Here is a 14,073-nt window from a genome sequence, read left to right on the forward strand (position 1 = left end):
GCAAAAAGGGAGCAAGCCACTGTCGGCTCCGCTCCCTTATCTTTATTCTGCTTATTTCTTTTCCACGCCAAGCACAACTGTTTCACCATTAATGTTCCATTCTTTCTGATATCCGTTCACCGTATCAGCCACAACGCTCTCAGCCAGAACTTCTTTTGCAATTTCTTCCCCATATTTTGCAAAGATGTCTTTTACTTTCTGATCTGCCTTATAAGAAACAGTAATTTTATCCATTACTTCAAATCCTGCTTCCTTACGCATTGTCTGGATTTTGCTGATTAATTCTCTTACCATTCCTTCCTCTAAAAGTTCCGGAGTAAGGTTCGTATCAAGAACTACGGTCACTTCATTATCACCTTCTGTCATGTAACCTTCCTGCTGTGTCATGGTGATAAGTAAATCCTCTTCATATAATACAACTTCGTCGCTTATACTGTCAAGTTTCAGTGCACCTGTGCTCTTAAGCTCAGCCATTGCCTTGTTGCCGTCTAATTCTGCAAGTGCTTTCTGAATCTGGCCTAAATATTTACCGAATTTCGGTCCAACGGTACGAAGCTGTGGTTTGAAGGTATAGCTAGTATATGCACTGACATCCTCTGTAAATGTCACTTTCTTTACATTCAGCTCATCTTCGATAATCTCTGTAAAGTATTCGGATAATTCAAATGGTGCTTTTACAAACATATTTCCAATCGGCTGACGGTTCTTGATATTTGCAGTATTTCTGCAGGCACGGCCCATAACAACGATTTTCAATACTTCGTCCATATTTTTCTCTAATTCACTGTCTATCCAGCTCTCGTTTGCCACCGGATAGTCGCAAAGATGGATGCTTTCCGGCGCACTCTTGTCGATGCTGCATACCAGGTTCTGGTAAATTTCTTCTGTCATGAAAGGAATCATCGGCGCTGCTACCTTGCATACAGTTACCAGTGCAGTATAAAGAGTCATATATGCATTGATTTTATCCTGCTCCATGCCCTTTGCCCAGAAACGCTCACGACAACGTCTTACATACCAGTTACTCATCTCATCTACAAATTCATCCAGTGCTCTTGCAGCTTCCGGAATACGATAATTACCCAGATTATTATCTACAGTCTTAATCAGTGTATTGAGTTTGGAGAGAAGCCATTTATCCATAACGGAAAGTTTCTCATAATCCAGTGTATATTTGGTTGCATCAAATTCATCAATATTTGCATACAACACGAAGAATGCATAAGTATTCCAAAGTGTTCCAAGGAATTTACGCTGTCCTTCCTGTACTGCCTTTCCATGGAAACGGTTTGGCAGCCATGGTGCAGAATTGATGTAGAAATACCAGCGGATTGCATCTGCTCCGTAAGTCTCTAATGCATCAAACGGGTCAACGGCATTTCCTTTGGACTTACTCATCTTCTGTCCATTTTCATCCTGTACATGTCCCAATACGATAACATTTTCATATGGTGCTTTATTAAATAATAAGGTAGACTCTGCCATCAGGGAATAGAACCATCCACGGGTCTGGTCTACTGCCTCGGAAATAAACTGTGCAGGGAACTGCTGTTTAAAGAGGTCTTCATTTTCAAATGGATAATGATGCTGTGCAAATGGCATTGCTCCTGAGTCAAACCAGCAGTCAATTACTTCCGGTACACGATGCATTTCGCCGCCACAATCCGGGCACTTGAAGGTTACTGCATCAATGTATGGACGATGTAATTCTACTTTGGCATCATCCGGGTTACCACTGCGCTCTGCTAATTCTGCACGGCTTCCGATACACTCCTGATGTCCACAGGAACACTCCCATACAGGAAGCGGAGTTCCCCAGTAACGGTTACGGGAAATACCCCAGTCCTGAATATTTTCAAGCCAGTCACCGAAACGTCCTTTTCCGATAGATTCCGGAATCCAGTTTACGGTATTGTTATTGCGGATCAAATCCTCTTTTACAGCGGTCATCTTAATGAACCAGGATTCTCTTGCATAGTAAATCAGCGGAGTATCACAACGCCAGCAGTGTGGATATTCATGTTCAAATTTTGGTGCATCAAAGAGCAGTCCTTTTTCTTCCAGGTCTTTTAATACCATTGGGTCTGCTTTCTTTACAAATACACCGGCATATGGAGTTTCTTTGGTAAGTTCTCCTTTTCCGTCTACCAGCTGGACAAATGGAAGTTCGTATCTACGTCCAACCTGGGCATCGTCTTCACCAAATGCAGGTGCGATGTGAACGATACCGGTACCATCTGTCATGGTTACATAAGTATCACAGGTTACATAGTAGCCTTTCTTATGCTGTTTCTCACAGATTTCCTTTGCGCAGTCAAATAATGGCTCATATTCCTTGTACTCTAATGACTTTCCTGGGAAAGTATCCAATACTTCATATGCTTTTACGCCATTTTCTTCATCCGCAAATTTGCCAAGTACCTTATCTAACAGTGCTTCTGCCATATAATAAGTATATCCGTCAGCAGCTTTTACTTTACAGTAAGTCTCGTCCGGGTTTACACAAAGTGCAACGTTAGATGGAAGTGTCCATGGAGTTGTGGTCCATGCCAGGAAATATGCATCTTCTCCGATTACTTTGAATCTTACGATTGCGGAACGTTCTTTTACCGTCTTATATCCCTGTGCTACTTCCTGAGAAGAAAGCGGAGTTCCACATCTCGGGCAGTAAGGAACAATCTTGAAACCTTTGTATAACAGCTTCTTATCCCAGATTTTCTTAAGAGCCCACCACTCAGATTCAATGAAATTATCATCATAGGTTACATATGGGTTATCCATATCAGCCCAGAATCCAACGGTTCCTGAAAAATCTTCCCACATTCCTTTGTATTTCCATACGGATTCTTTACATTTCTTGATGAATGGCTCCATACCATATTCTTCAATCTGCTCTTTTCCGTTTAATCCTAAAAGCTTTTCTACTTCCAGCTCTACCGGAAGTCCATGGGTATCCCATCCGGCTTTACGTGGGACATATTTGCCCTTCATGGTCTGGTATCTTGGAATCATATCCTTGATAACACGGGTTAATACATGACCGATATGTGGCTTACCATTTGCAGTTGGCGGTCCATCATAGAAAGTATAGGTCTCGCCTTCTTTCCGGTTCTCCATACTTTTCTTAAAAATGTCATTTTCTTTCCAGAATTTTACAGTCTGCTTTTCTCTGTCCACAAAATTCAGATTTGGGGAAACTTTTTCGTACATGTTAGTCCTCCTTTAAAATTTCAGTTTCTCGCTAGCCGCGTAAAAAAGAATGTGCCTTGGCACATTCTCGCGCCTGCGGCGGTCGCTTGCGACATCTACCTTATACGCCGCAGTGTGCATCCTCGCGGAGCGTTTTTTACTTTACAGGAAAGCAATTTCCTGTAAAGTAAAAAAGGCGCCGTCCTGTAATAAGGACGCGCGCCTGTCGTTTCTAACCACCTTGTTACAACATACTTGAAGCTTACAGCTTCGCATATACGTTCCCATAACGGGGGAAATCCGTCAGTTTCTACTAACGCAGCTTTGCCTGTTTGAACTGCAACTTGGAAGTGATTTTCATTTTCCATTTACTCATGCCGGTTTCCACCTGCCCCGGCTCTCTTTGACTTTCCATGGAAAACTACTCTCTTCGTCATCGTCTTTTCATATTCTTAATAAGTATAGAACCTGTATTTTTAAATGTCAATTCCTATTTTCAAATTTTCTATATCTACAGATGCTACCACCGGGAGTTCTTACAGATTTCTGGCAGCTTCTTACAAATACTGAACAACACAAAACAAGGCGGCATCCTTCCGGATACCGCCTCTCGTTTATGTAGGAAACCCGCAATGCGTGTTTCTTATGTTTCATTTACAATATGTCTCTTACAGGATTCTCTTAATCCATCCTTCTGGAGCTTCAATACGTCCCATCTGGATTCCGGTCAGAGTATCATAAAGTTTCTTTGTTACAGGTCCCATTTCTTCCATTCCACTTGGGATTAAGATTTCTTTACCATGGTCAACAATCTTTCCGATTGGAGAAATAACTGCTGCTGTTCCGCAAAGTCCTGCCTCTGCGAAGTCTTTTACTTCATCGAAATATACTTCTCTGTGTTCTACTTTCATTCCAAGATAATGTTCTGCAACATATACCAGTGAACGACGTGTAATGGATGGCAGAATAGAATCTGACTTCGGTGTAACCAGTTTATTATCCTTGGTAACGAAGATGAAGTTTGCTCCACCTGTCTCTTCTACCTTAGTTCTTGTCTTAGGGTCTAAGTACATATTCTCATCAAATCCGTCTGCATGTGCAGTTACGATTGCATGAAGACTCATTGCGTAATTCAGACCAGCTTTGATATTACCGGTTCCGCAAGGTGCTGCACGGTCATAGTCACTGACACGGATGGTAATTGGCTTTGCGCCACCCTTGAAATATGGTCCTACCGGTGTACAGAACATACGGAACTGATATTCATCCGCTGGTTTTACACCGATTACAGGATTTGTTCCCATCATGTATGGTCTGATGTAAAGTGTTGCACCGGAACCATATGGTGGAACATATGCTGCATTTGCTTCTACTACCTTCTGTACTGCATCTACAAAACGCTCTTCCGGGAATACCGGCATTTCCAGTCTGCGTGCTGAATCTGCAAGACGGCTTGCATTTAAGTCAGGTCGGAAAGTAACGATATGTCCATCCTCTGTTGTATATGCTTTCAATCCTTCAAATACGGTCTGTGCATACTGGAATACACCCGCGCATTCATTCAATACAATATCTGCATCATCGGTTAAAGCTCCCTCATCCCATGCTCCATTTTTGAAATTTGATACATATCTCTTATCGGTCTTTACATAACCGAATCCAAGATTAGACCAGTCTAAGTCCTTCTTTTCCATAATAACATCCTCCATTCATTTGTCGCAAATAGATGTTATAACCTGGTGTTATAGCTTTCTATTGTTCTATGTTTTTTCATTATTTTAGTCCTATAAAAGCTATTTGTCTAGTATTTTTTTCTAGGAATACATAATTTTCTCACTGCCAAACATTTTCGCCAGTACCGTTGATAAAATACCGGTATAAATAAGGTTGCTGACAAGACATGCCACAATATTGATTCCGCTGTAGGAGAAATCAAAAATTCCGGTCATGCCCTGCACACTGTTATAGAAAGGAATCAGATACCAGTAAAATTCCTTCGGTGCTCCGCTTCCAAGCATGGATGTAATGGAAATTACCATTACCACAACCATCAGCGGCATAATCATAGAACCGGCTTCCTTTACTGTCTTTGCAAATGCTGAAATTACAGCTAATGCTCCAACCAGTACCAATACTGTGGTAAGAATCACCAGCAATAAAAGGATATAATCAGTGACGCTGTATACGCTGGCATCCATTGCATTGGATTCTGTTCCCATTAATTTTGGAAGGGATAACATGGTACCCACAAAACTGGAAATTCCACTTAAAAGTCCGATAATGCCAAGGCTGATGATTTTTCCCATAGCAAGCTGCCCACGTTTCATCGGTGTTACCAATAAGGTAGCAATAGTTCCTCTCTCCTTTTCCCCTGCTATGGATTCCGGTGCAATTGCCATACATCCTGAGAAGAGGAATATCATAAGCAGCATTGGAAGCATCATGGAGAAAATCTGTCCGGTGCTGTCTTCCTTGCTGGCAAGGTCATATTCTGTGTCCCCGCTGTTGACATCAAACTTGTTTGCCATAGAAGCTTCATATCCATCTAATACTGCAGTCATAATCTGGTAACATGCTGTGGATTCGGTATCTGCAGAATTATAATATAAGGCTACCTGCGGAGCCGGTGTAGCTGCTGTCATACTGTCATATGCCTGCACATCCGCTTCAAAATTCTCTGGAAATACCATCAGAAGTTCGGCATCTTTATCAGTTACTGCCTGCTTCATATCCTCTTCGCTGATGCCATCTCTGTCTAAATATTCCAATTTAATATCACTGCCCTTTATCATGGAAGAAACAGTAGATGGCATATTTTCTGCATAAATACGGTAAGTATAATCCTCATCTGCTTCGAATTTGGAGGTCAGTCCACTTCCCATGAAGCTGTACATGATATAAATCAGTAAGCCCGGCATTAAAATAGTCGTAAATACCATTCTCTTATCCCCGAAGAAGCGGGCAAGTTCTTTCTTTATAATTGTTATAAGATTGTTTCTCATTCTGCTTCACCTACCGTTTCTTCATAGATTTCAAAGAATCTGTCTTCTAATGATTTGCCATTTTTCACTGCCTCTAATGTATCGCAGATAATCATTTCTCCCTTGATGATAATTCCGACTCTGTCACAGATTTTCTCAATCAGGCTGAAAATGTGGGTAGAAACGATGATGCTCTTTCCTTCTTTCTTAAGCTCTAACAGGAAATCCGTTACTACTTTGGCTGTCAGAACATCAAGTCCGTTGGTCGGTTCATCAAAGATAATGATTTCCGGGTCATGGACTAAGGAAATAACCAAAGAAACCTTCTGTTTCATACCGGTTGACATATCCTTTACTTTCACTTCTGCAAACTGTGTGATGCCGAAGCGGTCAAAAAGTCTCTTCTTTCTTTCATCCCGGACAGCCGGCTCTACTCCGTATAAATCCGAAAAGAAATTATATAAATAATTTGGTGTAAAAAAGCCCTCTAATTTCAGTTCACTGGTCAGAAAGCCGATCTTGCCACGTACTTCTTCCGGTGCATTAACAATACTGCTGCCATCTAAAACAGCATCTCCGGAATCCGGTTTAATCAGTGTTGCCAGCATACGAAGTGTGGTTGTCTTTCCGGCTCCGTTTGGTCCAAGCAGTCCAAACACCTCTCCCCGATAAGAAGTAAATGATAAATCATGCACTGCAATTCGCTTCTTCTCATTGGTTTTCTCAATCTTTTGTTGTTTCTGGGATAATGTAAAGGTCTTATTGAGACCCTTTACCTTCATAATCTCCTCCATAACTTCTCCTTTCAGTTATCGTCTTGATTGTACTATTGTATTATTACACTTGTGTGTCTGTGCGTCAAGCACTATTTTTTTCAACGGTTAGTGCTTTCCTTTTACTTTCCGGTATTTCCAGATAAATGAAGCAAAAAGCACTGAACAGATTTGATTCTCCATTCAATGCTTCTTATGTTCTTCTTAAAAATTCTCAAAATTATGCTGCAGATAATCCTCTAAATCCTGATAGTCATCCGGTGCTTTCATTTCACCATCAAACTGATATTCATAACGTCTTAGGAATTCATCCGGCCCACTGGTTCTGCCTGCTGCATGAATAATCAAAAGCCAGTACGTTACAAATGCAAGTATACCAACTACAGCTGTTACAATACCTGCAACTGCCATTCCAGGGTTCTGTTTTTGTTTCACCAGATGTATAATTCCAAAAACAATTGCCAGAATTGCAGTTATAATATTGATTCCGGTGCAAAATAATACCAGTGAAATCAGCCCCAACACCATGGATGCAACTGCGAAACCTTTTCCCGGCTCCTCTTTCCGGTTATCTGCCGGACGCTGATTGTAATTTGGCGGGTACGGATTCCCATACTGCGGATTCTGGTTCTGATTCGGCGGGTATGGATTCCCATACTGCGGATTCTGGTTCTGATTCGGCGGGTATGGATTCCCATACTGCGGATTCTGATTTTGATTCAACGGATATGGATTCCTGTTATCTGGATACATTCTGCTTCACCAATTCCTTTTTAATAATAGTAGCTATATCCCAAAGAACTTAATGATACTGCACCAACGATGTACAGGATAAGTACCAGCACCAGAAGTGCAATGGTAATAATACTGCAGACAATACCTGCTGTTGCCATTGGGGAATGCTCGTTTTTCTTATTATAAAGAATGCCAAGGATTAATCCTACAATTGCACAAGGAAGTCCTACAATCCAGAAACAGATTGCCGGGATGGATACAATTCCCAGTACCATGGATGCAATTGCCATTCCTTTTCCGGATGAAGCCGGCTGGTTGTAACCATACTGTGTCTGGTCGAAGCTTCCATATGCCTGCTGCTGTGGCTGCTGATAAGTTCCATATCCCTGCTGGGACTGGTCATAACCATAGTTCTGCTGTGCATACTGCTGATTCTGGTTATAAGCCTGCTGGTCATAATTCTGCTGTGGCTGTTCATATGCCTGCTGTGGCTGGCTATATGTCTGCTGTGGCTGACTATATGTCTGCTGTGGCTGGCTATATGTCTGCTGTGGCTGGCTATATGTCTGCTCATTCGTTCCATTTTCAGTGTTGAAATTTTCTTCACTCATTATAATACATCCTCCATTAGTATAAAATATTTTCTCCCATTTATTGTAACAAATGCCTACCCCCATTACAAGAAAAATAAATGAAATTATAAAATTTTTATAAATTTTTTCTCATATATTTTATCATAAACTTTGCAAATCCGAAAAAAATGGTTATAATGAAGCATATTTATACTCATTACTTGCTTTTTTGTAAGTAAAAGTCTATAATTCATCTGACAAGACACCTGTATTTACAGATGTAAAAGAAAGGAATATCACATATGAGTACATTAAATTTGACATTGTTGACTGATCTTTATGAGATGACAATGATGCAGGGATACTTTAAAACCGGCAACCGTGATGTGGCTGTTTTTGACGCTTTTTACCGCACCAATCCATGTGATGGCGGTTATGCAGTCTGCGCGGGATTAGACCAGATGATTGACTATATCAAGAATCTTCATTTTGACGAAGAGGATATTTCCTATTTAAGAAGTTTATCCATCTTTGATGAAGACTTTTTAACTTATTTAAGTAACTTTAAATTCTCCGGTGATATCTATGCAATTCCGGAAGGAACTCTGATTTTTCCAAGAGAGCCTCTTGTAAAAGTGGTTGCTCCGATTATGGAAGCCCAGTTAATCGAAACTGCAGTCTTAAATATCATCAACCACCAGAGCCTGATTGCCACCAAGGCTGCCCGCGTATGCTACGCTGCCCAGGGCGATGGCGTCATGGAATTTGGTTTAAGACGCGCCCAGGGTCCTGATTCCGGAACCTACGGTGCCAGAGCTGCTGTTATCGGCGGCTGTAAAGGTACTTCCAACGTCCTTGCCGGTCAGATGTTTGACGTCCCGGTACTTGGAACCCACGCCCATAGCTGGATTATGAGTTTCCCGGATGAATATACCGCCTTCAAGAAATATGCAGAGCTTTATCCATCTGCCTGCATCCTTCTTGTCGATACCTATGATACTTTAAAATCCGGTATGCCAAATGCCATCAAGGTATTTAAAGAAATGAGAGATGCCGGCATTCCGCTTACCTACTACGGAATCCGTATGGACAGTGGCGACCTTGCTTATCTTTCCAAGAAAGTCCGCAAAATGTTAGATGATGCCGGATTCCCGGACGCAGTTATCTCCGCTTCCAATGATCTGGATGAGTATCTGATTGAAAGCTTAAAGATTCAGGGGGCTACCATTACTTCCTGGGGTGTTGGAACCAACTTAATTACTTCCAAAGACAATCCTGCTTTCGGCGGTGTATACAAGCTGGCTGCTATCCAGAATGAAGCCGGTGAATTCATTCCAAAGATTAAGCTTTCCGAAAATGTGGAAAAAGTTACAAATCCTGGCAATAAAACTGTTTATCGTATTTATGATAAAGAAACCGATAAGATTAAGGCTGACCTTATCTGTCTGGTGGGCGAAGTCTTTGATGAATCCAAGGACATGAAGCTCTTTGACCCGAACGCCCCATGGAAGAAAACAACTCTTCCTGGTGGAAGCTATACGCTGCGTGAACTTCTTGTTCCGGTTTTCCAGAAGGGCGAATGTGTTTACGAATCTCCAAGTGTTATGGATATTCAGCGTTACTGCACCAGAGAAAAAGATACCATCTGGGATGAGACAAAACGTTTCGTAAATCCACAGGAAATCTACGTTGATTTATCCGACAAATTATATGAAATGAAAACTGCTCTCTTAAATAAAGAGCATATGTAACTACAAGAAACACTCTTTGCGAGCATGCAATTTTTCTCGTTACTCGCATAAAAAAGAAACCGCCTTTACCGTTTTCATATCATTTCCGGCATAAGGTGGTTTCTTTATATAAGCAATAATGCCCTCTGTTGTTTTTCTTTTCTACAAACCTACGCTCGTTTATTCACATTTTTTCTTTCAGCTTAGTTAAATCCGACAATCTTCTGGGTCAGCTTATATGCTGCAACAGAAATCTTTCTTCCACCCTTACCCGGAAGATTCATGGACTGTCCTAAAATCCCCCTTCTTAAATGATGGAAGAGACGAAGATCATAACCTTTGATATAAGACCACAGTTCCCGTTTCTTCATGAGATTTTCTTCTGTCTCGGAACGCAGGCAAAGTACTGTTGATACTACAGTAATAATTTCAAGGTAATTAAACATATATTTTCTTAATTTTGGGTTTGCAATTTTCCACAAATTCACTTCTTCTATCATCAGTTTATTTACCTTAATCTGCTGATCAATTCTTCCAATCATAACCTTTTCATTGACAGACTGGTCTTCCCTTCCGATAAAATAACGATAGAAATCCACATTCATATAATACATGGTCTTTACATATGGCAACGGATTGTATACAAAAAGATTATCCACATAGAAGGTGTGTCTTGGCAGTTCAAGTCCGCAATCCCTTAATAACTGGGTACGGTAAATAACAGAATGCATCAGAATATAATGCCCCTTGCTGATATGCCTTACATCAGACCAGGTAAAGACTTCATTTTCCGGGAACATTCTGGTATATTTCATTACTTTTTTATGCTCTGCGCCCTGCTTCTCATATACGAAATTGCTGATAAACATATCAAGAGTAGTACTTCCGCCCACAAGTTCTCGTAATTTAGCAAGAATCTTGTGATAGCTCTCTTCATCTACCCAGTCATCACTGTCTACCACTTTAAAATACAGTCCGGTTGCATTGGCAATACCGGTATTTACAGCTGCACCGTGTCCACCATTTTCCTGATGGATTGCCTTAATAATAGTAGGATATTTCTTCTGATAACGGTCAGCAATCTCTGCTGTTGCATCCTTTGAGCCGTCATCTACGATTAAAATCTCCACATCTTCTCCACCTGTCAGCAGTGTTTCAATACAATGTTCCATATAATCCTGTGAATTGTAACATGGAATGGTTACTGATAATAATTTCATTCTTTTTCTCCAATCGTTTTTCGAAACATTTTATTTTAAAAGTTCTTTGGTAAGTTCTAATGCTTTCTCTGTCATGGCATCAATATTATAATATTTGTATTCTGCCAGTCTTCCCAAAAGATGCATATTCGGATATTTTCCGGTCAGTGCTTTATATTTTTCATATAATGACTGATTTTCTTCATTTAAAATGGCATAATAAGGAATCTCTCCTTCTGCTCCACTGTATGCAAATGGATATTCCTTTACAATCGTGGTTCCATCTGCCTGCTGCCCGGTCAGATACTTAAACTCCGTAATTCTGGTATAATCCTCGCTTACCGTATAATTTACAACACTGTGTCCCTGATAATCCGGTTTGTCATAATATTCAAAATCAAAGCGGAGGGAACGATATGGCAGCCTTCCATAACAGCATGCAAACAACTCATCCAGTGCTCCGGTATAAATGACATTTCCTTCGAATTTCTTTCCATCAAAATAAATGCCGTCCTCTGTAAATTTCAGTACCTCTCCGGCATCTACACCAGTCCTTACCTCAATATCCGGATGGTCTAACATCTTTTCGAACATTGCGGTATAACCTTCCTTTGGCATACCCTGATATTTATCCTGGAAATATCTGTTATCATAAGAAATCAGCACCGGCACACGTCCTGTTACTTCCGGGCTTATCTCCTCTGGTTTCTGCCCCCACTGCTTCATCGTATAATAAAGGAAAATATTTTCGTATACATAATCCGCAATCTTCCGGATATCTGCATCTTCATTTTCCCGTAATTTCATAATCGGAACCCGGCTTCCCTCTCCGTATGCGGCAATCAGCTTCTGCTCTAACCGGTCTGCCTGCTCTTTCCCATAAACCATATGTAAAGTATTCAGGTTAAATGGTACCGGAATCAGTGTCCCATGCACATTTGCTACTACCTCATGACCAAAGAAATACCAGTCTGTAAATCTTGACAGATACTGATATACTTCTTCCTTATTTGTATGAAAAATATGTGGACCATATTCATGTATTACAATTCCATGGTCATCCGGTCTGTCATAACAGTTTCCTGCAATATGATTTCTCCGTTCCAATAAAAGAACCTTCTGCTTTCCTTCTTCTGCCAGCTTTCTTGCTGCCACACTGCCGGCGATTCCGGCTCCGATTACAATGCTGTCGTACATTTCTGTTCTCCTTCCCCTTGGTAATCCTCATTCAATTATACACATTTGTCATTTGTTTTCCAATTCATTTTTTCTTAGGATTTCTTTAAGGCACTTCGTTTACAATTTATTCATATTTTATTTACAGCCTTCTAACAATCCGGGCATATTGTTTTCACATTCTGCTTTTATACTATAACTAAGCTGAGAAAGAAAAAAGCGATAATTTTATTTTTTCATAGACCTTGCATCTGATGCAAGGTTCCTCCCAAAAAATAGTGTTTTTAACACTTACCATAAAAAATCTTTTTCATATGAAAGGCCGGTGATAATCACCGGCTCCCTCTTTTTTCTATGGCTTTTCTGCTATTCTTCCTTATATCTGTCATTTCCAAGACGAATGTTCATATATCCCGTGTATCTGGAAAATGCTGCCGGAATCGGATACTGTTCTTCCGTTTCTTTCACATTCACAAAGAGCATATTCTGATACTCCTGCTCTGTCTCATCAATCTGCACTGCATATCCTGTCATATGCCATTCAATATGGGAAAAAATATGCCTGCTGTCTTCTAATTTTTTCAAACGAATCGGTGACAACCCCATTTTCTTAAGATAGGTAATAACTTCCTCTTCCTTAAGATGCCCTTCCACATTTGGAAATTCATAGAGTCCAGCTAAAAGTCCCTTGTTGGCCCGTTTATGCAAAAGGACCTTATCCTCTGCCTTTATAACAAGAACTGTTCTGTCCTCTATCCTTCTTGCCTTCGCCTTGCTCTTTACCGGAAGTTCTCTCCAGCGTCCACTCTTTTGTGCCCGGCAGACTTCTTTCCAAGGACATGCTTCGCATAAAGGTGCCCCATTCGGCAGACATACCGTTGCACCAAGCTCCATCAGTGCCTGGTTAAAAGCTCCCGCCCTGTTTTCCGGCATAATTTCCAATAAGTCCTTCTCCATTGCCGTCCGCACAGATGCTTTCATGATATCCGCATCATCCTCTGTTACCCGGGATATGACACGGAGCACATTTCCATCCACCGCCGGTACCGGAATGCCAAATGCGATAGATGCGATGGCACCTGCCGTATAATGACCAATTCCTTTCAACTTTATCAGTGCCTCATAATCTGCCGGAAGCTCTCCATGATAATTCTCCATGACCGTCTGTGCCGCAATCTGCATATTTCTCACCCGGTTGTAGTATCCAAGTCCTTCCCAGAGTTTCAAAAGCTTCTCCTCCGGGCAGTCTGAAAGTGCTGCCACATCCGGCAGCTCCTTTAAAAACCGGTCAAAATATGGTTTTACCGCTTCCACTCTGGTCTGCTGCAGCATAATTTCAGACACCCACACCCGGTATGGGGTCGGCTCATTGCGCCAGGGCAACACTCTGGCATGGTCTTTAAACCAATTTAATAATGGTTCTATCAGGGTTGTCAGGTCAAATGGTTCTCTCATGGTTCCTCTTTCTAATTCTATTTCTGTTTCGTGGGTGCAGGGTTGTACGTTGCTATCGATAGTTTGAACCGAGCATATCCCGGCAGTCCGTTAAGTTCTGATGCCACATAAAGCCGATAAGTGGCACTAAGAATTTCGAAGGGATACAGCCTTCGCTGGCAACCGGTGCAAATTCACATCCATGTTCATATGCACCTCGCTGGCACATCCCTGTGCCAGCGTTGCCGGATGCCGGACGAAATTCCAAGTGCCACTAACCGCCT

General features: G+C 41.3%; 11 protein-coding genes. 1 reads left to right on the plus strand and 10 read right to left on the minus strand.

Translation table 11 applies throughout. The features are described 5' to 3' along the window. Window positions 1-51: 51 nt before the first annotated feature. From ileS to DXB39_RS15075, 6 genes are all read right to left on the minus strand, one after another. The gene (gene ileS, locus DXB39_RS10780; RefSeq protein WP_117841707.1) at window positions 52-3,210 is read right to left on the minus strand and encodes an isoleucine--tRNA ligase; all 3,159 of its coding nucleotides are present in this window, start codon (window positions 3,208-3,210) and stop codon (window positions 52-54) included. 647 nt (window positions 3,211-3,857) lie between these two features. Then, window positions 3,858-4,883: a branched-chain amino acid aminotransferase gene (locus DXB39_RS10785; protein ID WP_117841706.1), complete on the minus strand. Its 1,026-nt coding sequence runs from the start codon at window positions 4,881-4,883 to the stop codon at window positions 3,858-3,860. Window positions 4,884-5,003: 120 nt separating this feature from the next. Beyond that, window positions 5,004-6,191, minus strand: coding sequence for an ABC transporter permease (locus tag DXB39_RS10790; RefSeq protein ID WP_117841705.1), 1,188 nt, complete (start codon window positions 6,189-6,191; stop codon window positions 5,004-5,006). Next, the gene (locus tag DXB39_RS10795) at window positions 6,188-6,964 is read right to left on the minus strand and encodes an ABC transporter ATP-binding protein (RefSeq protein ID WP_117699085.1); all 777 of its coding nucleotides are present in this window, start codon (window positions 6,962-6,964) and stop codon (window positions 6,188-6,190) included. Before DXB39_RS10795 ends, DXB39_RS10790 begins: the two co-directional genes overlap by 4 nt. Before the next feature lie 183 nt (window positions 6,965-7,147). Then, window positions 7,148-7,696 (minus strand): DUF4190 domain-containing protein, encoded by a 549-nt coding sequence (locus DXB39_RS10800; RefSeq protein WP_117699086.1) that lies wholly within the window; start codon window positions 7,694-7,696, stop codon window positions 7,148-7,150. A 20-nt stretch (window positions 7,697-7,716) separates the two neighbouring features. Next, window positions 7,717-8,289, minus strand: a complete 573-nt coding sequence (locus DXB39_RS15075) for a DUF4190 domain-containing protein (RefSeq protein WP_242986260.1) — start codon at window positions 8,287-8,289, stop codon at window positions 7,717-7,719. A gap of 263 nt (window positions 8,290-8,552) precedes the next feature. Here DXB39_RS15075 and DXB39_RS10810 point away from each other — a divergent pair, with 263 nt between their 5' ends. Then, window positions 8,553-10,001, plus strand: coding sequence for a nicotinate phosphoribosyltransferase (locus tag DXB39_RS10810; protein WP_117841704.1), 1,449 nt, complete (start codon window positions 8,553-8,555; stop codon window positions 9,999-10,001). Window positions 10,002-10,183: 182 nt separating this feature from the next. Here the strand turns inward: DXB39_RS10810 and DXB39_RS10815 are convergent, their stop codons facing one another. The 4 genes from DXB39_RS10815 to DXB39_RS10830 form a co-directional block, all read right to left on the minus strand. Further along, complete coding sequence (locus DXB39_RS10815) at window positions 10,184-11,200, minus strand: glycosyltransferase family 2 protein (protein WP_117841703.1); 1,017 nt, start codon at window positions 11,198-11,200, stop codon at window positions 10,184-10,186. A gap of 30 nt (window positions 11,201-11,230) precedes the next feature. Beyond that, on the minus strand, window positions 11,231-12,376 hold the full coding sequence (glf, locus tag DXB39_RS10820) for a UDP-galactopyranose mutase (RefSeq protein ID WP_117841702.1): 1,146 nt from the start codon (window positions 12,374-12,376) through the stop codon (window positions 11,231-11,233). A gap of 345 nt (window positions 12,377-12,721) precedes the next feature. Beyond that, on the minus strand, window positions 12,722-13,810 hold the full coding sequence (mutY, locus tag DXB39_RS10825; RefSeq protein WP_117841701.1) for an A/G-specific adenine glycosylase: 1,089 nt from the start codon (window positions 13,808-13,810) through the stop codon (window positions 12,722-12,724). A gap of 52 nt (window positions 13,811-13,862) precedes the next feature. After that, entirely contained in the window at window positions 13,863-14,057 is a 195-nt protein-coding gene (locus DXB39_RS10830) for a hypothetical protein (protein ID WP_117698545.1), read from the minus strand. Window positions 14,058-14,073: the final 16 nt, after the last annotated feature.

The sequence above is a fragment of the Roseburia sp. OM03-7AC genome, from assembly GCF_003462625.1.
GTDB classification, from domain to species: domain Bacteria; phylum Bacillota; class Clostridia; order Lachnospirales; family Lachnospiraceae; genus Roseburia_C; species Roseburia_C amylophila.